This window comes from Mesorhizobium sp. WSM4313, from assembly GCF_002294725.1.
Lineage (GTDB): Bacteria > Pseudomonadota > Alphaproteobacteria > Rhizobiales > Rhizobiaceae > Mesorhizobium.
The window spans coordinates 76,138-97,109 of record NZ_NSFT01000017.1 but is presented as its reverse complement, the minus strand read 5'-3'; the positions used below and the strand labels follow the sequence as shown (position 1 = coordinate 97,109).

At 64.6% G+C, this 20,972-nt stretch carries 20 protein-coding genes; 10 read left to right on the top strand and 10 right to left on the bottom strand.

Features of this window, described 5'->3' with window-relative positions; all coding sequences use genetic code 11:
* Positions 1-273 precede the first annotated feature (273 nt).
* The 6 genes from CK219_RS26740 to CK219_RS26715 all read right to left on the bottom strand — a co-directional run bounded on the left by CK219_RS26740 (position 274) and on the right by CK219_RS26715 (position 5,883).
* Entirely contained in the window at positions 274-2,328 is a 2,055-nt protein-coding gene (locus CK219_RS26740) for a M3 family metallopeptidase (protein WP_095769621.1), read from the bottom strand.
* A 424-nt stretch (positions 2,329-2,752) separates the two neighbouring features.
* Positions 2,753-3,124, bottom strand: a complete 372-nt coding sequence (locus CK219_RS26735; RefSeq protein WP_245340628.1) for a nuclear transport factor 2 family protein — start codon at positions 3,122-3,124, stop codon at positions 2,753-2,755.
* 55 nt (positions 3,125-3,179) lie between these two features.
* Positions 3,180-3,821: a carbonic anhydrase gene (locus CK219_RS26730; RefSeq protein WP_095769607.1), complete on the bottom strand. Its 642-nt coding sequence runs from the start codon at positions 3,819-3,821 to the stop codon at positions 3,180-3,182.
* A 164-nt stretch (positions 3,822-3,985) separates the two neighbouring features.
* Positions 3,986-4,738, bottom strand: coding sequence for a DUF429 domain-containing protein (locus tag CK219_RS26725; protein WP_095769606.1), 753 nt, complete (start codon positions 4,736-4,738; stop codon positions 3,986-3,988).
* On the bottom strand, positions 4,735-5,619 hold the full coding sequence (pdxY, locus tag CK219_RS26720; protein WP_095769605.1) for a pyridoxal kinase PdxY: 885 nt from the start codon (positions 5,617-5,619) through the stop codon (positions 4,735-4,737). Before pdxY ends, CK219_RS26725 begins: the two co-directional genes overlap by 4 nt.
* 12 nt (positions 5,620-5,631) lie before the next feature.
* Positions 5,632-5,883, bottom strand: a complete 252-nt coding sequence (locus CK219_RS26715; protein ID WP_095769604.1) for a hypothetical protein — start codon at positions 5,881-5,883, stop codon at positions 5,632-5,634.
* A 242-nt stretch (positions 5,884-6,125) separates the two neighbouring features.
* On the opposite strand from CK219_RS26715, the gene CK219_RS26710 reads away from it, so the two are divergent.
* The 5 genes from CK219_RS26710 to ppa all read left to right on the top strand — a co-directional run bounded on the left by CK219_RS26710 (position 6,126) and on the right by ppa (position 10,032).
* On the top strand, positions 6,126-6,770 hold the full coding sequence (locus CK219_RS26710) for a LemA family protein (RefSeq protein ID WP_095769603.1): 645 nt from the start codon (positions 6,126-6,128) through the stop codon (positions 6,768-6,770).
* A 162-nt stretch (positions 6,771-6,932) separates the two neighbouring features.
* The gene (locus tag CK219_RS26700) at positions 6,933-7,796 is read left to right on the top strand and encodes a YgcG family protein (protein ID WP_095769602.1); all 864 of its coding nucleotides are present in this window, start codon (positions 6,933-6,935) and stop codon (positions 7,794-7,796) included.
* A 6-nt stretch (positions 7,797-7,802) separates the two neighbouring features.
* Entirely contained in the window at positions 7,803-8,441 is a 639-nt protein-coding gene (locus CK219_RS26695) for a TPM domain-containing protein (protein WP_095769601.1), read from the top strand.
* A 425-nt stretch (positions 8,442-8,866) separates the two neighbouring features.
* Positions 8,867-9,376: a GNAT family N-acetyltransferase gene (locus CK219_RS26690; RefSeq protein ID WP_040991512.1), complete on the top strand. Its 510-nt coding sequence runs from the start codon at positions 8,867-8,869 to the stop codon at positions 9,374-9,376.
* Between the two features lie 122 nt (positions 9,377-9,498).
* Complete coding sequence (gene ppa, locus CK219_RS26685) at positions 9,499-10,032, top strand: inorganic diphosphatase (protein WP_095769600.1); 534 nt, start codon at positions 9,499-9,501, stop codon at positions 10,030-10,032.
* 2 nt (positions 10,033-10,034) lie between these two features.
* Here the strand turns inward: ppa and CK219_RS26680 are convergent, their stop codons facing one another.
* The 4 genes from CK219_RS26680 to CK219_RS26665 are packed head-to-tail and all read right to left on the bottom strand — an operon-like array spanning position 10,035 to position 14,491.
* On the bottom strand, positions 10,035-10,982 hold the full coding sequence (locus CK219_RS26680; RefSeq protein ID WP_095769599.1) for an ABC transporter permease: 948 nt from the start codon (positions 10,980-10,982) through the stop codon (positions 10,035-10,037).
* Between the two features lie 3 nt (positions 10,983-10,985).
* Positions 10,986-11,963 (bottom strand): ABC transporter permease, encoded by a 978-nt coding sequence (locus CK219_RS26675; protein ID WP_176477162.1) that lies wholly within the window; start codon positions 11,961-11,963, stop codon positions 10,986-10,988.
* 1 nt (position 11,964) lies between these two features.
* Positions 11,965-13,428 carry a sugar ABC transporter ATP-binding protein gene (locus CK219_RS26670; RefSeq protein WP_095769597.1) on the bottom strand — a complete coding sequence of 488 codons (1,464 nt, stop codon included), beginning with the start codon at positions 13,426-13,428 and terminating at the stop codon, positions 11,965-11,967.
* 46 nt (positions 13,429-13,474) lie between these two features.
* Positions 13,475-14,491, bottom strand: a complete 1,017-nt coding sequence (locus CK219_RS26665) for an ABC transporter substrate-binding protein (RefSeq protein WP_095769596.1) — start codon at positions 14,489-14,491, stop codon at positions 13,475-13,477.
* Between the two features lie 182 nt (positions 14,492-14,673).
* Between CK219_RS26665 and CK219_RS26660 the strand changes: the two genes are divergently transcribed.
* The 5 genes from CK219_RS26660 to CK219_RS26640 all read left to right on the top strand — a co-directional run bounded on the left by CK219_RS26660 (position 14,674) and on the right by CK219_RS26640 (position 20,928).
* Entirely contained in the window at positions 14,674-17,085 is a 2,412-nt protein-coding gene (locus tag CK219_RS26660) for a glucan 1,4-alpha-glucosidase (protein ID WP_095769595.1), read from the top strand.
* A gap of 50 nt (positions 17,086-17,135) precedes the next feature.
* The gene (gnd, locus tag CK219_RS26655; RefSeq protein ID WP_095769594.1) at positions 17,136-18,149 is read left to right on the top strand and encodes a phosphogluconate dehydrogenase (NAD(+)-dependent, decarboxylating); all 1,014 of its coding nucleotides are present in this window, start codon (positions 17,136-17,138) and stop codon (positions 18,147-18,149) included.
* Between the two features lie 13 nt (positions 18,150-18,162).
* Positions 18,163-19,539, top strand: a complete 1,377-nt coding sequence (zwf, locus tag CK219_RS26650; RefSeq protein ID WP_095769593.1) for a glucose-6-phosphate dehydrogenase — start codon at positions 18,163-18,165, stop codon at positions 19,537-19,539.
* Positions 19,540-19,556: 17 nt separating this feature from the next.
* Positions 19,557-20,261, top strand: a complete 705-nt coding sequence (locus CK219_RS26645) for an ROK family protein (protein ID WP_095769592.1) — start codon at positions 19,557-19,559, stop codon at positions 20,259-20,261.
* Between the two features lie 205 nt (positions 20,262-20,466).
* Entirely contained in the window at positions 20,467-20,928 is a 462-nt protein-coding gene (locus tag CK219_RS26640) for a MucR family transcriptional regulator (RefSeq protein ID WP_095769591.1), read from the top strand.
* Positions 20,929-20,972: the final 44 nt, after the last annotated feature.

Here is a 20,972-nt window from a genome sequence, read left to right as displayed (position 1 = left end):
CGCCCGCAAGCTTGTCGCCTAGAAACGCCTCCGCCAGGCTCAACTGTCCCGTCTGCTTCACAGCCATCGCGATTCCCTCCGAGCTTCCTCTCAGAGAATCACAACCAGCCAATTACGCAACAGGCCCCTTGTGGGAGAAGGTGGCCGCGAAGCGGCCGGATGAGGGGTGTTCCAGCGGAGTGAGGCGCTGGCGTTCCCTGGAACACCCCTCATCCGTCTTGGCGCTTGCGCGCCGATCCACCTTCTCCCACAGGGGGAGAAGGAAAAAAGGCGCTACACCAGCCCTCGCTTCGCCATCATCGCCTCAGGCGACGGCATTTTCCCCCGGAATGCCGTGTAAAGCTCCTCCGGATCCTTCGACCCGCCCGCGGCATAGATGTTCTTCCGCAGCCGCTCGGCGAGTTCCGGATTGAAGGCATCGCCCGTCTCCTCGAAAGCCGAGAAGGCGTCGGCGTCGAGCACTTCCGACCACATGTAGGAATAATAGCCGGCTGAATATCCGTCGCCGGCGAAGACATGGCCGAAATGCGGGGTGCGGTGGCGCATCGCGATCGTGTCGGGCATATGCAGCTTTTCCAGCGTTTCAGCCTCGTATCGAAGCGGCTCCGCCGGCGCGTCGGGTCGCGCATGATAGGCCATGTCGATCAGCGCCGAAGCGGTGAACTCGACCGTGGCGAAACCGGCGCCGAAGGTGCGAGCGGCGAGCATCTTGTCGAGCAACGCCTTCGGCATCGGCTTGCCGGTCTTGACGTGCAGCGCATGCTTTTCCAGCACCGCCGGCACGGTCAGCCAGTGCTCATAGAGCTGCGAGGGCAGTTCGACGAAGTCGCGGCTGACCGAAGTGCCGGAGACCGACGGCCAGGTGACGTCGGTCAGCATCCCGTGCAGCGCATGGCCGAACTCGTGGAACAGCGTCTTGGCCTCGTCGACCGACAGCAGCGCCGCCTCGCCGGCCGGCGGCTTGGCGAAATTCATGATGTTGTAGATCACCGGCTTGGCGCCGTCGCCGAGCTTGTAGCCGGACCGAAGCGCGCTCATCCAGGCGCCGGAGCGTTTTGACGGCCGCGCGAAATAATCGGCGAGGAACAGGCCGCGTTCGCTGCCGTCGGCATTCTTCACCACGAAAACACGCGTATCGGGATGCCAGGCTGTTATGCCCTTCTTCTCTTCGAAGGTAATGCCGAACAGGCGTGTCGCGACATCGAAGCAGGCTTCGATGACACGTTCGAGCTGCAGGTAAGGCTTCAGCTCCGCCTCATCAAAGGCGAATTTCTCGGCACGCAGCTTCTCCTGGTAGAAGCGCCAGTCCCAGGCCGCGAATTTCTCGTTGCTGCCGGCTTCCGCCGCCAGCCGCTCCAGCTCCTTCTGGTCGGCGGCCGCTTTTTCCAGGGCTTTCTCCCACACCGGATCGAGCAGCTCGTGCACGGCCCTCGGCGTCTTCGCCATCGTGTCGTCGAGCTTCAGCGCCGCGAAAGAATCGTAGCCCAGCAGCTTCGCCTTCTCGGCGCGCAGCTTCAGCATGTCGCGCACCACATCGGCGTTGTCGGAGGCGCCGCCATTCTGGCCGCGCATGATGAAGGCTTTGAACGCGATCTCGCGCAGGTCGCGGCGCTCCGAGAAGGTCGAGAACGGCTCGTAGATCGATCGCGACAGCGTCACCGCATAGCGGCCCTTCTGGCCGCGCATCTCGGCCGCTTCCGCCATCGCGCTCTTCAAAAAGTCCGGCAGGCCGGCAAGGTCGGCCTCGTCGAGGAACAGCGCCCAGTCGCGCTCGTCGGCGAGCACGTTCTGGCCGAATTTGGTGCCGAGCGAGGAGAGTTCCTCATTGATCGCCGCGAGCCGCTTCTTGCCGTCGCCATCGAGCTTCGCGCCCGAGCGGACAAAGCCCTTCCAGGTCTTCTCGAGGACACGCAGTGTTTCGGCATCAAGCTTGAGGCTGTCGCGCCGCTGGTAGAGATCGTCGATGCGGGCAAACAGTTTTTCGTTCATCGAGATCGCCGAGAAATGCCGCGACATCTTTGGCGAAACTTCGCGCTCCATCGCCTGGATCGTGTCGTTAGTGTGAGCGCCGGCGCGGCACCAGAAGATCGACGAGACATGGTCGAGCGCCTCGCCGGCGAGTTCCAACGCGGCCAGCGTGTTCTCGATCGTCGGCGTCTCGCTGTTGCCGGCGATCGCGTCGATCTCGGCCTGATGCGCCGCCAGCGCCGCATCGAAGACCGGCCCGAAATCATTGTCGCCGATTCGCGAGAAATCCGGCAGGCCTAGCGGCCCTTGCCAGACGGTCAGCGGATGGGCGGCGAGATCGACGGTTTTTGACATGGGCAAATCCAACTGGGGAGTTCGGTGAATTGGGAGCGGCAGGCTGCCCCGGATGTAGGACGATGCTACGCAGCGCGCAACAAGGGTCGCTCCAGGCTTCGCCTTAGACCATTCAAGGGATAAGGCGGCTCGCCGTTTTCCGTGGAACAGTGAAATGCGCTGGTCCATCGCAAACGCTGGAGATTGGCTGAAGGCTCTCAACCTCGTCATCCACGGGCGGAGCGACGCGAAGCGGAGCGCAGACCCGAGGATTCCGTGATCTTGGCCGAGGAACGCAGCGGAGCAGAATTCTGCACCGTGGCAACGCTCGGAAATCACGGAATGGATTCTAGGGTCTGCGCACGTCGCTTCGCTCCTTGCTCCGCCCTAGAATGACGACCTGACAAGCGCGTCAGCCAATCTTCAAGAATGCCCCCTACAAACGCAAACACTAATAGCCGCTGCAATCCTGCGCCACCGCCGTCTGCGTGCTGACGACGATGCGCCCGTCAGCGATGGTAAAAGTCTCGCGCATCAGCATGTCGTTGCTGGGGAAGTCGTAGCAGGCGAGCACCGTGGTCTCGCCATTCTCGCTCTTTTCAATGCGATGACGGATCGCGGCGCCCGTCACCGCGCCCTGCCATTCGTCGATCGAGGCGATGAAATCCTGCTTGGTCTGCACGACGCCGATGTCGTCCAGCTTCATGCGCACGTCGTCGGCAAGCAATTCGGACAATTCGGTCCTGTCGGCGGCCAGCAGCGCCGAATACCAGCGATCGATGATGGCGCCGTCATCGGCGCTGGCGCGGGCGACCGTGGACATGAACAGCGCCGCCGCGAGAAAGAACCTCCACCGGCTCCGGTGCATTATCCCTCCGTCACAACTCAGGCCGCTCGAAATCGCCGGTTTCCTTGTTCATCACCCACAGCTCCCCGGTCGAGATGTCGAACCATGCGCCGTAGAGCGAGAGCTTGCCCTTGCCTTCGAGGATCGAGACGCAGGGAAAGGTCCTGAGATTGGCGATCGAATAGCGGACTGAAATACGCTCCAGCGCCGTCTGACGCTCGGTCGCCGTCATCATGGTACTGGAGGCCACGGTCTCGGCGGCCGGCGCGATCAGGCTCATCCATTTGCCGATGAAGTCGCCGGGCGACAGGGGCGAGGAATTGGTGTCGAGCGCGGCACGGATGCCGCCGCAGCGGCCGTGGCCCATCACCACGATGTTCCTCACCTTCAGGCTCTGCACGGCGAATTCGAGCGCGGCCGATGTCGAGTGATATTCGCCGTCCGGCTCATAGGGCGGCACCAGATTGGCGACATTGCGCAGCACGAAGAGCTCGCCCGGCCCGGCGTCGAAGATCGCCTCCGGGGCTGAGCGGGAATCGCAGCAGGCGACGATCATCGTTTCCGGCGCCTGGCCTTCGCGCGCCAGAGAGCGATAGCGGTCGCTTTCCGAGGGATAGCGGCCGGCCATGAAGTTGCGATAGCCGGCGAGGAGGTGCTCAGGGAGGTGAGGCATGGGCGGCGTCTGGGCCCTTTCCGGGTTGGATGCGGCACGAATGTCGGTGTTCGAGCGATGTCTGCCTGAAGTCTGGGAAAGCCTCTAGCGGCAAAAGTCGGTCGCGAGCAATGCCGAATTGCGGATGAGCCCGTCGCAATCGCGATGCGGCATTCATGGCTTCGTCACACCCAGATGGCAACGGGAATGCCGAAACGATCGATCAATGGCGGATCTGGGGAAGGTTTTGCCTCGCCGCTGGCGATGCGCCCGGCAATCAGCATCACGGCCGCGGCATCGAGCAAGTCGTCGCTCGCCGCGCCGCGTGGCGGTGCCTGGTCGAGAAAGGCTTTCCTGTAGCCGTGCCGGCAAAGCAGCGCCTTGCGCTCCTCCATGCCTGCCGGGTTGACCGCTCCCTTGATCTTCTTCGGCAAGGCCATCGCCGTGCCGCCGTTCAGCCGGCAGAACGCCACTTCCGGATGCGATTCGAAGATGCGGCCACGCAAATCGGGCCGCGAGATCAACAGCTGATCGATCTCGCGGATCTTGGCAAAGATGCCGAAGGCCTGGATGGAAACGCCGCGCGGCGGATCCGACGTTGCCAATGCCGTCGCGCTTGCCAGCCGATGCGCCGCATACCAGGCCTCGATCGTGGTGAAGCCGCTGGTATCGGCATAGAGCGCCGCCCGCGAGGGGATGGCGAACACGCTGGATTGCCGCGCCCCGAGCAGAGGCCGCACCAGCGCTTCCGGCCCGCGACCTCCCTTGCGCGAAAAATCCGGCAGGCCGATCGGCATGTCGACGGCGATCGTTGCATCCGGCAGCGCGTCGAGCAGCGCCTGGAAGCTCGGGAAGACCGAGACCGACGGCGCGGCGTCCGCTTCGCGGTGGACGGCGATCCAGCCGGCCTTGCAGCCGTCGACGCCTGCGAGCTTCACGCCCGCTTGTCCCGCCCCGGATGCAGGAGATGGCGCAACTGCACCATGGCCATGGGGTGCGACAGGCTCTGCACGTCGGTTTCGAGCTGCAGCTCGTCGCCGCCTCGCTTCGCCGTGCGAGCCAGAATCTCGTAGACGGCGGCGGTGGTCGATTGCAGCGCCTTGACCGGCGGCTGACCGGAGAGAACGCGCGCCAGATAGACGGCCGCAGTCAGGTCGCCCAGCCCGTTTGGCGGCTTCTCGATCACGCGGTGCTCGGCAAGCAGCGCCTGGCTGCCGTCGAGCAGAAAATTGCCGGTGCCGCCCGCCATCATCGCGGGCGCCGAGGTCACCAGCATGGTCGAAGGGCCGGCGTGAAGCGCCGCCGCCGTCACCGCCTTGATGTCGGGCAGCGGCGCGCCCGCCATCCATTCCAGCTCATAGCGGTTGGGCGTGGCGATATCCGCGATCGGCATCAATTTGTCGCGCATGGCGGCCGCCGTCGGCTCGGGCACATAGAGCCCGCCCGAATCGCCCATCACCGGATCGCAGACGTAAAGCGCGTTCGGCGTCTTTTCCTTGACGGCGGCGACCAGCGAGGCGACTGCGTCGGCCTGGCCGGCCTCGCCGAGATAGCCCGACAGCACGGCCCGCACCTCGCCCAACCAAGGCGCGCGCTCGAGATCGGCCATCAGCGCCTTGAACTGATCGAGCGGCGGAACGATGCGCGTGGCCCGGCTGTGGCCCGGATGCCAGGGCAGGATGACGGTCGGCACCGCCCAGACCGGGAAGCCCAGCGTCTCCAGCGCGAAGACGGCGGCGCGGTTGCCGACCGAGCCGCGGGCGACATGGCTGGAGATGACGATGACCGCGCGCGGCGCGTCGATTTTTTCTGCACTCATGGAAATCTGTTCCTAGCCGCCACGCGTTGCGGCATACACCAGCCAGGCCAATAGCCCAATGGCAATGAGGAAGCCGAGCGTTCGGCCAATGCGGGTACCCCAATATTCGATGGGATCGGTGCGGTCGGTGTCGCCGGCGGTCACGCGGTCGCGCGCATCCTTCGCCGTGCGGACGATGAACGACGCGCCGCCCGGCGCCGTCTCGCGCGCCACGCGTTCGAGGATGCGGCGCGATTCGGTCTCGTCGTCCCGGCGCTCGGCCATGGCAATTGCCCTTTCCTGCCCGGACCTTAGAGCAATTCCAGGAAAAGTGCGAAGCGTTTAGGATCGGCGCCTTCGCCGTAGCCTTCCGGCCGGAATGGCGTCAAACAAGACGATGAAATCCTGTTCGCTCGACTATTCACAGGGGCTCGCGCCCGAGCCGGAGCAGGCGTCATCGGCCGGACATTTTCTTACGCGTGGATTGTGGTAATGCTTCGCGCGCAACTTCTGTCGAGGGACCAATCATGATTGCCGAGCGCCTCTCACCACCTTCCCCCTTCCGCAGCCTTGCCGCCTTCCTGATGATGGCTTTCGTGCTGCCGCTGCTTGCCGGCTGCGGCTACAACACCATCCCGACCGCGGAAGAGAACGCGCATGCGGCCTGGAGCGAGGTGCTCAACCAATATCAGCGCCGTTCCGACCTGATCCCGAACCTGGTCGAGACGGTGAAGGGCTATGCCTCGCATGAAAAAGATACGCTCGACGCGGTCGTCCAGGCGCGCGCCAAGGCAACGCAGATCACGGTGACGCCGGATACGCTGAAGGATCCCGAGGCGCTGAAGAAGTTCCAGGATGCCCAGGCCGGCCTGACCAGCGCGCTGTCGCGGCTGATCGCGGTGTCGGAAGCCTATCCCGACCTCAAGGCGAACCAGAATTTTCTCGCGCTGCAAGCGCAGCTCGAAGGCACGGAGAACCGCATCGCGGTGGCGCGGCGTGACTACATCCAGGCGGTCAGGGACTATAATCTGACGCTGAGGACCTTCCCTTCGGTCCTGTGGGCGACCTTCTGGTTCCGCGGCAACGAGCCGTTCGCCAACTTCACCGTCGAGGAAGACAAGATGCAGGTGCCGAAGGTCGATTTCGGCACGAGCACGAAGCAGGGCGGGTGAGCGGCGATTTAATCGAGCTTGCAGGCCTTGAGTTCCTTCACACCCCCCTCTGTCCTGCCGGACATCTCCCCCGCAAGGGGGGAGATCAGCCGTCATCCGCGCTTTCGCCAACTTTCAGCCTCTGAAAGAGAAAACCGGCGACGAAGCTGCCAATCTCCCCCCTTGCGGGGGAGATGTCCGGCAGGACAGAGGGGGGCGCGACAGAACGCATACCCCGCGGTTCTTGGCCTGCTTCTCTCGTTTTTCCTCCTCCCCCTCGCCGCCCTCGCCGCCGACCTGCCCGCTCTCACCGGCCGCGTCGTCGACAATGCCGGCATCATCGATGCCGGCACGCGCGCGGCGCTGACGCAGAAGCTCGCCGACTTCGAGACAAAAGGCTCCGACCAGATCGTCGTCGCCACCATACCCAGCCTCGGCGGCGAGGAGATCGAGCCTTACGCCAACCGGCTGTTCCGTTTCTGGAAACTCGGCCAAGCCAAGGAAAACAACGGCGTGCTGCTCTTGGTCGCGCCCAACGACCGCAAGATGCGCATCGAGGTCGGCTACGGGCTGGAAGGCACGCTCACCGACCTGCACACCAAGCTGATCATCGAAAACGACATGGTGCCGGCCTTCCGCGCCGGCGACTTCTCCGGCGGGATCACCAAGGCCGTCGACGACATGATCATGGTGCTGCAGGGCAATCCCGAGGAGCTGGAAGCGCGCGGCCAGCGCAACGAACAGGCGCCGTTCAATTCAGACGACCTGTTCTTCGCCATCTTCATCACCATCTGGGCGCTGATCTTCTTCGGCGGCATTGCGATGACGGTGCTGCCGCCGATCTTCGGCCAGAAGATCGGACCGGGCCGCTATCGCTGGCTGGGCATGACTTTCGATCAGAACCGGCGCTCTTCCTCCGGCGGCTGGTCGTCCGGGGGCGGAGGCTGGTCGTCGGGCGGGGGTGGCTGGTCCTCGGGCAGCGGCGGTGGCGGGTTTTCCGGCGGCGGCGGCTCGTCCGGCGGCGGCGGCTCTTCGGGAAGCTGGTGAGGTACCATGGCAACGCGACCGATCAGCGCCGAGGACCATGACCGCATCGCCGAGGCGATCCGCGCCGCCGAGTTGAAGACCGACGGCGAGATCTACTGCGTCGTCGCTCGGGCCAGCGACGGCTACTTCTTTCCGGCCGCGTTCACGACGACGATCGGCGTGTTCGTCGCCAGCCTCGCCGTCGCCTATGGGTTGGAGGCATGGTGGCTGTCCATACGGCTGCCGCATTTCGTGCTGGCGCAAGCGCTGGCGCTGGCCTCGGTGCTCGTTTTGCTCTGGTTCCTGCCCACTTTGCGCATTCATTTCGTGCCGAGAAGGCTGCGCTATCAGGCGGCGCACGCCAATGCGATGAAGCAGTTCCTGGCCCGCAACGTCCACCGCACCAGCGCGCGCACCGGCGTGCTCATCTTCGTCTCCGTTGCCGAGCGCTATGCCGAGGTCGTCGCCGATTCCGGTATCGACGCCAAGGTCGGCCAGCATGTCTGGGACGGCGTGGTGGGCGATCTGACCAGACATGCCGGTGACGACCGGCTGGCCGACGGCTTCGTCAAGGCTATCGGCACGGTCGGCGCGGTGCTCGCCGAGCATTTCCCGGTCACCGAAGGCGACACCAACGAGCTCGATGATCATCTCGTCGAAATCTGACTAGTTCCCGTATTGGGATCTTGACCGGTCGGCTCTGTTGCATCGGCAGGCGACACGCCTTGGAGATTGGCCGAAACGCCCATCGCGATCGTCATTCTAGGGCGGAGCAGGAGCGGAGCTCCGTCGCGAAGACCCTAGAATCCATGCCGTTACCTTCGCCACAGCGTGCAACGGAGCAGAATTCTGCGCCGTGGCAACGCCTTAAGGTCACGGCATGGATTCTAGGGTCTGCGCCGCGTCGCTTCGCTCCTTGCTCCGCCATAGAATGACGAGGTTGGGCGGCTTCAGCCAATCTCCGGCGTTTGCGCTGATTTTACGGAAATGAACGCCTCGTCGGCGCACCCACCTTTCGCCTGTGCGAAAGCGAGGAGGCATGTTGGCGGACTCTTTGCAATTGCCCGAGGCGGGTTTATGGTTAACCAACCATGAACACGCTGACGATCGACATCCGGAAGGCAGAACCGCGCGACGCGAGCGCCATCGCCGAGGTGCACCAGCAGGCCTGGCGCGGCGCCTATTCGGGCATCATCCCGCATCGCACGCTGACCTCGATGATCAACCGTCGCGGCGTCGATTGGTGGGCCAACGCGATTCGCCGCGCCGCCACCGTGCTGGTCGTCGAGATCGGCGGAACCGTCGCCGGCTATGCCACGATCGGCAAGAACCGCGCCCGCGAACTCCGCCAGCAGGGCGAGATCTACGAGCTCTATCTTCGTCCGGAATATCAGGGCATCGGGCTCGGCAGCCGGCTGTTCAAGGCGGCCAAGGCCCGGCTCGCCGACCACGGCCTGCGCGGCCTGGTGGTCTGGGCGCTGGAGGACAATCACAACGCCTTGGCCTTCTACGCCGGCAATGGCGGCCGCGATATCGCCGAAGGCGTCGAGGTCTTCGAGCAGAAGGCGCTCAAGAAAGTGGCTTTCGTCTGGAATGACTGACGTCGCCTAGGTTACAATCCATCACAAACTGTGCGCTTCCATCAGCGTCCAGTGCCATTCGCCGCATTGCACCATGACGTTTCGCCCGCTATCGGTCTTCCAACCGAGAGAGGGATTTAGCCATGCGTATCGAAGCCGTGCCGACAGGAAAGAACCCGCCTGAGGACGTCAACGTCATCATCGAGGTGCCGATCGGCGGCGAGCCGATCAAATACGAAATGGACAAGGAGGCCGGCACCCTGTTCGTCGACCGCTTCCTGCACACCTCGATGCGCTATCCCGGCAATTACGGCTTCGTGCCGCACACGCTGTCGGGCGACGGCGACCCGATCGACGTTCTGGTCTGCAACACCCGGGCGCTGGTGCCGGGCTGCGTAATCAATGTACGGCCGATCGGCGTCTTGATCATGGAAGACAATGCCGGCCAGGACGAGAAGGTGATCGCCGTTCCCTCGCCCAAGCTGACGCTGCGCTACGAGAACGTCACCGAATACACGCATCTGCCCGAGATCACGCGCCAGCAGGTGCAGCACTTCTTCGAGCACTACAAGGATCTCGAGCCCGGCAAATGGGTCAAGATCGAAGGCTGGCACGATTCCAAATATGCCAAGAAGATGATCGTCGACGCGATCGCGCGCGCCAAGACAGCCAAATAAGACTACCGAACGGCCTTCTCGCCGCCGGCCGCCGTGATCACCCCGACGATGATCAGCCCGGTCAGCACCAGCCGCACGCCGGCGCTGACGCCGAACGTGTTGAGCATGGTGAGCAGGAGCACCAGGAACAGGCCGGCGCCCCAGACGCCCGGCACATTGGCCTTGCCGCCGGCGACCGAGGTGCCGCCGATGACCACGACCGCGATCGAGGCGAGCAGGTATTCGTTGCCGATATCGACATTGGCGCCGCGGAAATAGCCGGCAAGCAGCGCCCCGTCGATGCCGCCCAGCGCGCCGCACAGCGTGTAGGTGAGGAAGCGGATGCGGCCGACATGGACGCCGGCAAGCCATGCGGCGCGGATGTTCTGGCCGATCGCCAGCACCGAGCGGCCGTAGATCATGCGCTGCAGCGCCAGCGCGGCGCCGATGGTGAAGACGACCGCCAGCATCGCCAGCGCCGGAATACCCAGCACCTGCCAGTTGGTGAAATCGGCGAAGCCCGGCGGCGGCTTGATCTGCAGGCCGCGGCCGTAGCTGATGTCGACCGACTGGATGATGAAGCTCGCCGACAGCGTCGCGATGATCGGCGGGATGCGCAGCGCCCAGATCAGCAGATAGTTGATCGCGCCGATCGCGGCGCCGCAGGCGAGTGCCGCAAGCAGCCCGACCACGATCATGGCATCGCTGCCGCCCATCACCTTCATGGCGACCGCGCTGGCCAGCCCGATATTGGCCGGCAGCGACAGGTCGACATTGCCGGGTCCCAGCGTGATGACGAACATCTGGCCAACGCCGACGATGACGGTGAAGACGGCGAGCGACAGCGCCGCCGTGACCATGCCGCCGGCGCCGTAGCCGCCGGTAAAGGCAATCGTGGCCAGCCAGACGACCAGAGCGCCGACGAAGGACCAGATCCAGGGCTTTTCAAGCAGCGTCCGCACCGAGGTCATCGCTTACCGCTCCCTGCGACTGATCAGCACCCGCGCCGCCAGCACGATGATCAGGATCGCGCCATTGGCGGCCACCTGCCAGTCGGGCGGGATGTGCATGAAGGTCAAGAGCGGCGAGGCGGCCAGCGCCAATGTCAGCGCGCCGAGGACGGCGCCGATCGGCGACACCCGGCCGCCGACGAACTCGCCGCCGCCGAGGATGACGCCGGCGATCGAGAGCAGCGTATAGCCATTGCCGATATTGGCGTCGGCCGAGGTGGTGATGCCGATCAACGCCATGCCGGACAGAACGCCGAAAAGGCCGGTCAACGCGAACAGCACGACCTTGGTCTTGAGCAGCGACCAGCCGGCGCGCCTCAGCGCCGCGGCATTGCCGCCTGAGCCGCGCAGGATGACGCCGTAGGACGTGCGCATCAGGCCGAAATGCACGACCGCGGCGATCAGCAGCGCGGCAAGGATCGGGAACGGAATGTAGGGCGGCTTGAACGACAGGATCGACAGCAGCCAGTCCGGCGCCCTGCCGCCGGGCTTGGGCAGGATCAGGATCGCAAGCCCCTGCCAGACGAAGCTCATGCCGAGCGTCACCACGATCGAAGGCAAATTGCGCAGGTGGATCAGCGCGCCGAGCAATGCATAGACGCCGATCGAACCCATGAGCACGAGAATGCCGAGGAGCGGCGCGTCCCGCAGCCATGTCGCGGTGACGCAGCCGACGAAGCCGACGAACGTCCCTATCGACAGGTCGAGCTCGTTGCCGGCGATGACGAACATCTGTGCGATCGTCGCCAGCGCGATCGGGATCGCCAGGTTGAGCATCAGGTTGAAGCCGAAATAGCTGATGGCGCGCGGGTTGAGCCAGGCAATCGCAATCAGCACCAGCGCCAGCGACAAAGCCGGCAAAAGGCCGCGCAGCATGCGCGCCCGGGCGGCGCTGCCGCGCGGCGAGGCTTTCGGGACAGTGCCGGGAGCGATCGCCGTCATCTCAGGCCGCATCGCCGAACGAGGACTGGATGATCTTTTCCTCCGTCAGCTCGTCGCGCCCAAGATTGGCGACGATCCGGCCGTTCTTGAAGACGTAGACATGGTCGCAATTGTCGAGCTCCTCGGTCTCGGTCGTGTACCAGAGGAAGGTCCGGCCCTTTACGGCCTCCTCGCGCACGAGGTCGTAGACTTCGAGCTTGGTGCCGATATCGACGCCGCGCATCGGGTCGTCCATCAGCACGATCTCTGCGTCGGAGCCGAGCGCGCGGGCAAACAGCGCCTTCTGCTGGTTGCCCCCCGACAGCGAATAGATGTTGTTGTTCATGTCCGGCGTGCGAATGCCGATCTTCTTCTTCCAGAATTCGGCAAGCTCGGCCTCGCGCTGCGGCGAGATCAGCAGGCCGCTGCGCAGCCGCGCCAGCGAACGGATGCCGATATTCTGCGCGATCGACCATTGCGAAAAGATGCCGTCCGATTGGCGGTCGCCTGCGACCAATGCCACTGGCGCCGTCACCTCGATGCCGGTCCTGGCGCGGGAGGCGGCCGAGAAGATCGACAGCAAAAGGTCTGTCTGGCCATGGCCGGCAAGCCCCGCAAGACCGATGATCTCGCCCGCGCGCGCGACAAGCTCCTTGCCGTCCTGCTGCCTGGCCGGGCGTGCCCGCACCCTGAGCGCTCCTGGCTCGGTCTTGCGGGCCTCGGCGGCGGCTTTGTGATGTCCCTCGGCGCCACCCATGGCCGCGACCAGCCTGTCGCGGTCGAACGCGCTCGCGGCATCGGCCGCGACCACCTTGCCGTCGCGCATCACCACGATGCGGTCGGCGTTCTGCAGCACCTCGCCCAGCACATGCGAGATCAGGATGCAGCTGCCTCCGGCCGCCACGAAGCGGCGCACGAATGAAAGCAATTGGCCCGCCGTATGCGCGTCGAGCGAGGAGGTCGGCTCGTCGAGGATGACCAGATGCAGCGGCTCGCGGGTCAGCGTGAAGGCGCGCGCCACCTCGACCATCTGGCGCCGCCCGATCGAAAGGTCGCCGGCAATGTCGTCCGCCGAAATGCCGTGGTCCGGGAAGATCTCGTCCAGCTTGGCGCGGATGAGGTCGGCGGCCCGGCGCCGCCAGCCGAAACCGGTAAGCGCGGGGTGATTGATGCGAGTATTCTCGGCGACGCTGAGATTGGGGCAGAGCGACAGCTCCTGGAAGACGCAGCGTATGCCAAGCTCGAGCGCGCGCGCCACCGAATAGCTCGCTTCCTGATTGCCGCGCACGGCGATCTGCCCGCCATCCGGCCGCAGCGTGCCGGCCACCATGTGCATGAGCGTCGACTTGCCGGCACCGTTATGCCCGACCAGCCCGACGCATTCGCCGGCGCCGACATGGAAGTCGACGCCGTTAAGCGCCCGAACGGCGCCGAAATGCTTTTCGGCGCCGTTGAGCCTGACGATATCCGCAATAGCCTGAAGCATCCTCAACTTTATCCGGTTGGCGATGCGGACCGCAATGTGCCCACCGCTATTGCTTGATGTTGGCCTTGATCGCCGCGATAGCTTCTTCCTGCGTGTATTCGTGCGTGGCGACGCCGCCTTCCTTGATCTTCGGCAGCGCGGCCTCGAAATCGTCCTGGGTGAAGGCGAGATAGGGCACCAGGAGGTCATGCGGGATGTCCTTGCGGCCGTCGAGCACCTGCTGCGCCACCCAGAAGGCCAGCGTCGACACGCCGGGCGCGATCGAGGCCGACCAGGTCTTGTAGCCGTCCTTCTCCTTCTGCTCCTTCCACCACTTCAGCTCGTCCTGCCGGTTGCCCATGATGATGGTCGGGCGTGGCTTGCCGGCCGCGGCGAAGGCCTGCGCGGCGCCATAGCCGTCGCCGCCCTGGTCGACGATGCCGACGACATCCGGCAACGACGGCAGGATGGTCGCCACCGCCTTCTGCGCCGTCGTCTGGTCCCAGTCGCCCGTCACCGAACCGACGATCTTGAACTCGGGATGGGCGGCGACGCCTTCGAGGATGCCGGCATGGATGGCATCGTCGATCGAGGTGCCGGCGAGACCGCGGATTTCCAGCAGATTGCCGCCCTTGGGCTGGAATTTGGCCATCTGCTCGACTTCCTGCTTGCCCATGTCCTTGAAGTCGACGACGACGCGGTAGGCGCAAGGCTCGGTCACGATGCCGTCGAAGGAGACGACGACGATACCGGCATCGCAGGCCTGCTTGATGGCGCCGTTCAGCGCATCGGGCGACGCGGCGTTGATGACGATGGCGTCATAGCCCTGCAGGATCAGGTTCTGCACCTGGGCGGCCTGAGTCGGCACTTCCTTGTCGGCGGTGGTGAAGACATCCGCTGCCGCGACCACCTTGTCCTCGACCGCCTTCTTGGTGACGATCGCATAGCTGTCGAGCATCGCCTGGCGCCACGAATTGCCGGCATAATTGTTGGAGAAGGCGATCTTCTTGCCGCTGGTGTCGGCAAGCGCGGTGCCCGAGGCGAGCATCGCCGCAAATGCACTCAATACGAGCAGTTTCTTCATGTCGGTTCCTCCCGAGGTTGCTGCTGTTAACACGAAATCTCTGTTTTTTATCTATTGTCAGACAAATTCAGAGGAACCGCAAGCTGTCAACTCCAAAGCATTGGCACTGCTCGATCAACTTGCGGTGCGACGATTGAAAAGACGGCGACTCCTGGTCTAGGAACGCGGCAGGAGGCCAGTGCATGGCAGTGACGCCGACCGTTGCTAAAGGCGCGCCCGGAATTCCGGCGCGCTGGACGTCAAGTGCCAAGAGTAGCGTCGGAACCGCGCTTTCGGCAAAAAGCCCGCTCTGGTTCACCACCAGCCACGGCATCCTGAATGAAATCTATTATCCGCACCTCGACAGCGCCTGCACGCGCGACCTGGGGCTGATCGTCACCGGCCCCGACGGTTATTTTTCCGAAGAGAAACGCGATGCGGCCCACACCGTCGACCCTTTCGAGGACGGGGTGCCCGGCTACAGGTTCAGCAACACCGCTTCCGATGGCGCCTACCGCATCGAAAAACGCATCGTTACGGATTCGAAACGACCTGTGCTGCTGCAGGAAGTGCGTTTCAGCGCAATCAAGGGCTCGGCGGCCGACTATCGCGTCTATGCGCTGCTTGCGCCGCATCTCGTCAATGCCGGCATGGGCAACACGGCCTGGATCGGCGAGCACAAGGGACAGCGTCTTCTCTTCGCCATAGGGCGCGGCGTGTCGCTGGCGCTCGCCTCCTCTTTGCCCTGGGGCGCCTGCTCGGCCGGTTATGTCGGCTTCTCCGACGGCTGGCAGCAGCTGCGCGACAGCGGCGCGCTCGATCCATCCTGCTTGGCGGCGGAAAACGGCAATGTCGCGCTGACCGGCGAGATCGGCTTTTCGGCCGGGAGGACGGTTGCCTTGCTGGCGCTCGGCTTCGGCGCTTCGCCGGAGGAAGCCGCCGACCTTGCGCTTGCAAGTCTGCAACAGGGTTTCGAGCCGGCCGCGAAGACTTATGTCGAGAACTGGCGGACATTTCAGGCAGGGTTGGAAAAACTCGACCGCCGCGGCGCCTCCGGCCTGAACACCTACCGCGCCAGCACCGCGGTGCTGGCAACGCATCTGTCGATCGCGAGACCGGGCGCCGCCGTCGCCAGCCTGTCGATCCCCTGGGGTTTCAACAAGGGCGACAACGACCTCGGCGGCTATCACCTCATCTGGCCGCGCGACTTGGTCGAGACGGCGGGTGGCTTCCTGGCGGCCGGCGACGGCAGGCAGGCGCTGCAGATCCTCGCCTATCTGCGCTCGATCCAGCAGCCGGACGGCCATTGGCCGCAAAATTGCTGGTCCGACGGCACCGCCTACTGGCCCGGCATCCAGATGGATGAATGCGCCTTTCCGCTGCTGCTTGCCGATGCCTTGCGCCGTGCCGGCCATCTGCCGAAGTCGAAGCTCGCCGACTTCCTGGCGATGATCGAGAACGCCGCCGCCTATGTCGTCCGTAACGGCCCGGTCACCGGCCAGGACCGCTGGGAAGAGGATGCCGGCTACAGCCCGTTCACGCTGGCCGTGGAAATAGCGGGCCTGCTCGCCGCGGCCGACATGCTGGAAGCCTGCGGAAAAAATGAGCCGGCAAACTATCTGCGCGAGACCGCCGATTGCTGGAACGACCAGGTCGAGCGCTGGACCTATGTGACCGGTACGCAGGCAAGCACCAGGGCGGGAACCGACGGATATTATGTCCGCATCGCGCCGCCCGACAATGGCAGCGCCGCGTCTCCGAAGGACGGCTTCGTGCCGATCAAGAACCGGCCACCGGGCGACACCGACAAGCCCGCCGAGGCGATCATCAGCCCGGATGCGCTGGCGCTGGTCCGCTTCGGCCTGAGGGCCGCGGACGACCCGCGCATCGTCAACACCGTCAAGGCCATCGACGCCGAGCTGCGCTGCGAGTTGCCGCAGGGGCCGCTCTGGTACCGCTATACCGGCGACGGCTATGGCGAGCACGAGGACGGCTCGCCTTTCGACGGCACCGGCCAGGGGCGGCCGTGGCCGCTGCTCGCCGGCGAGCGCGCCCATTACGAGCTGGCCGCCGGCCGCGGGGATAGGGCGGCGCAACTGCTTGAGACTTTCGAACGTTCGGCCGGCGTGGGCGGCCTCCTGCCGGAGCAGGTCTGGGATCGCCCCGACATGCCGGACCGCGAATTGCGGCTGGGCAAACCGTCCGGCAGCGCCATGCCGCTGGTCTGGGCGCATGCCCAGCACATCAAGCTGTTGCGCTCGCTGCGCGACGGCGTTGTCTTCGACCTGCCGCCGCAGGGCGTCGAACGTTATATCAAGGGCCAGACGATCTCGCCGCTGCGGATCTGGCGCTTCAACCACAAGATCCGCTCCATTCCGGCTGGCAAGGCGCTGCGCGTCGAATTGTCGGCGCCCGGGGTCGTCCATTGGAGCAGCGACAAATGGCTGACCGTGCAGGACAGTAAGACAACCGAGAATGCGTTCGGCATTCACCTGGTGGATTTGCCCGTTAACCGCGTGCAGCCGGGAACCACCATCGTCTTCACTTTTTTCTGGCCCGGGGCGATGCGTTGGGAGAATGTCGACTTCAGCGTCGGCATTGGCGCCCAATCATGATCCGGCAGGGCCATTGTACTTCTCCTTCCTCAAGCAATCGGGATGAAACCATGCAGATCGGTATGATGGGACTGGGCAGGATGGGCGCCAACATGGTGCGGCGCCTGATGCGCGACGGCCATGAATGCGTCGTCTATGACATCAATTCGGCAAGCGTCGCCGGCATGGTCAAGGACGGCGCGGTCGGCGCCGCCTCGCTGGAGGAGTTCGTCGCCAAGCTCGCCAAGCCGCGCTGCGCCTGGCTGATGCTGCCGGCCGCGATCACCGGCAGGATCGTCGACCAGGTGGCGGCGCTGATGGAGCCGGGCGACATCATCATCGACGGCGGCAATTCCTATTATCACGATGCCGTCGACCAGGCGGCGAAGCTTGCGGTTAGGGGCATCAACTTCGTCGATGTCGGCACCAGCGGCGGCGTGTGGGGGCTGGAGCGCGGCTACTGCCTGATGATCGGCGGCCCCGATGATGCGGTGAAGCATCTCGATTCGGTCTTCGCCACACTGGCGCCTGGCGCCGATGCGGGCGCCAACCCGTCCAAGGATGCCGGCACGGCGCCCTTCGGTTATCTTCACTGCGGGCCGAGCGGCGCCGGCCACTTCGTCAAGATGGTGCATAACGGCATCGAATATGGCGTGATGGCCGCCTATGCCGAGGGCATGAACATCCTGAAGTCGGCAAATGCCGGCAAAAGGCAGCGCACAGCCGACGCCGAGACCAGCCCGCTCGAAAATCCGCAATATTATCAGTTCGACATCGACCTGCCGCAGGTCGCCGAGGTCTGGCGGCACGGCAGCGTCATCGGCTCCTGGCTGCTCGATCTCACCGCCGGCGCGCTGAAGAACGATCCGGCGCTCGCCCAGTTCGGCGGCCGCGTCTCCGATTCCGGCGAAGGCCGCTGGACGCTCAAAGCGGCGATCGACACCGGCGTCCCGGCGCCGGTGCTGTCCTCTGCGCTGTTCGACCGCTTCTCTTCCCAGGGCGAATCGCAATTCGCCGACAAGCTTCTGTCCGCCATGCGCTATGCCTTCGGCGGCCATGTCGAGAAGCCGAAGACCGGCGCGTGAGGGGAGAGACTGCATGAGCCAGGAGAGGTCCGACACGCTGGTGCTTTTCGGAGCCACCGGCGATCTTGCGCACAAAAAGATTTTCCCGGCGCTCTACCAGATGGTCGCCAAGGGCACGCTGAGCGAGCCGGTGATCGGCGTCGCCTTCGAGCCTTGGGAGCTCCCCAAATTGGTGGACCGTGCGCGCGACGGCATCGTCACCGCGCTTGGCCGTGTCGACGACAAGGTCTTTTCCAAGCTCGCCTCGCTGCTGCGCTATGTCAGCGGCGACTACCGCGACGGCGCGACCTTCGAGAAGCTGAAGACGGCGCTGGGTTCCGCGCAGCGGCCGCTGCATTACATGGCCGTTCCCCCGGCAATGTTCGAGACGGTCGTGCAAGGGCTGGAGCAGTCCGGCACCGCGCGCGGCGCGCGGCTGATGGTGGAAAAGCCGTTCGGCCACGACCTGCAGTCGGCGCGCTGGCTGAACCGGGTGCTGCATCTGGTGTTCGACGAGCAGTCGATCTTCCGCATTGACCATTATCTCGGCAAGGAAGCGATCCAGAACCTGCTCTATTTCCGCTTCGCCAACTCCTTCCTCGAGCCGATCTGGAACCGCAATTTCGTCGAGAGCGTGCAGATCACCATGGCCGAGGATTTCGGCGTCGAGGGCCGCGGCAAATTCTATGACGATGTCGGCTGCATCCGCGACGTGATCGAAAACCACCTGCTCAACATCCTGTTGCTTTTGGCCATGGAGCCGCCTGTCGGCCGCTCGGCCGACGACCTGATCGACGAGAAGGTGCAGGTGCTGCGCGCGATCCGCACGCTGACCAAGGACGATGTCGTGCGCGGCCAATTCGACGGCTATCTGGCCGAGCCGGGCGTCAGGCCCAACTCGCCGGTCGAGACCTTCGCCGCGGTGCGCTTCTTCGTCGACACCTGGCGCTGGCGGGACGTGCCTTTCTTCATTCGCGCCGGCAAGAACATGCCGGTCCACGCCACCGAGGTGATCGTGCGTATGAAGCGGCCGCCGCTCGACGTCTTCGACCCCATCAAGCCGGGCGACGCCAATTATGTGCGCTTCCGCATCGACCCGCAGGTGGCGATCTCGATCGGCGCCCAGCGCAAGGTCGCCGGCGACGACATGATCGGCGAGCAGGTGGAACTGACCGCGCTCGACGACACCAAGGGCGACATGCCGCCCTATGAGCGGCTGATCGGCGACGCCATGAACGGCAATGGCCAGCTCTTCACGCGCCAGGACGCGGCCGAGCTTGCCTGGCGCATCGTCGGCCCGGTGCTCGGCGACACCGCGGCGCCGGCAATCTATGCGCCCAAGACCTGGGGGCCGGTCGATGCCATGAACGGCTTCGGCCCGCCCGACGGCTGGATCAATCCGAGCAAATAACTTTCGGGGAGGACGGGATGGCGAAGGCAGCAAAGAAAGCCGCGGCAACCGGTGATCCGATCGTGCTCGCCGTCGATGTCGGCGGCTCGCATGTGAAGATCCTCACCAGCGCAGGCGGCGAGATGCGCCGCGCCGCGTCCGGACCGAGCCTGACCCCGGACCAGGTCGTCTCGTCGGTCAAGAAACTGGCCGAGGGTCTGGACTACGACGTCATCTCGATGGGTTATCCCGGCCCCGTGCGCGACAACAAGCCCTCGCTCGATCCCTTCAATCTCGGCAAGGGCTGGAACGGCTATGATTTCACCGCCGCTTTCGGCAAGCCGGTGAAGCTCGTCAACGACGCGCTGATGCAGGCGATCGGCAGCTATGACGGCGGCCGCATGCTGTTCCTCGGCCTCGGAACCGGCCTGGGCGCCGCCATGATCATCAAGAATGTCGGCCAACCCATGGAGCTCGCCCATCTGCCCTACAAAAAGGGAGCGACTTTCGAGGATTATGTCGGCGAACGCGGCCTGGTGAAGCACGGGAAGAAGAAGTGGCGCAAATACGTTTTCGACGTCGTCGACAGGCTTCGCGCCGCCTTGCAGCCGGACTATGTCGTGATCGGCGGCGGCAATGTCGACAAGCTCGATCAATTGCCGGAAAAATCCCGGCGCGGCGACAACACTCGCGCATTCGAGGGTGGATTTCGTCTGTGGCGCGACAAGGCGCTGGTCGTCTGATATAGTTACATTTCAGTATAATTGTTCAAAACAGCGTGTATTGACGCGACAAAATGTTGCGCCGCGCAGATTTGCCGACTAGGAATTCGCCGGCCTGCGGCCCCTGCGGCTTCCCGAATTCGCAAACAACGCTCGCAGCGCTTCGACATTACACCGCGAAAACCGGATCGGTTTCGCGACCTTGCGGCAGAAATGGAGGGACTACGTGGACGAGGACACCAGCACAGCCAGGGAAATCGACCTTCTCGAGCTCACCGCTCATATCGTATCGGCCTATGTCGCCAAAAACCGCCTGCCTGCTTCCGACCTGGGCGGACTGATCGCCAGCGTCGCCTCTTCGATCGGCGGGATCAGCCAGCCGGCGGAGCCCGCGGCGCCCCCGCCGGTTCCCGCCGTCAATCCCAGGCGCTCGGTGACGCCGGACTACATCATCTGCCTCGAGGACGGGAAGAAGTTCAAATCGCTGAAGCGGCATATCGGCGTGCATTTCGGACTGACACCGGAAGCCTACCGCACCAAATGGGGCCTGCCGGTGGATTACCCGATGGTCGCACCCAACTACGCGGCCTCGCGCTCGCAGCTCGCCAAGTCGATCGGCCTCGGCCGCAAGGCGGAACCGGAGCCGGCGAAGCCTGCAAGGGCCAGGAAGGCCAAAGCCCCGGCCTGAAATAACGCGCCTGCACCAATGGTTTAGGGAAGCCTGCCGAGGAA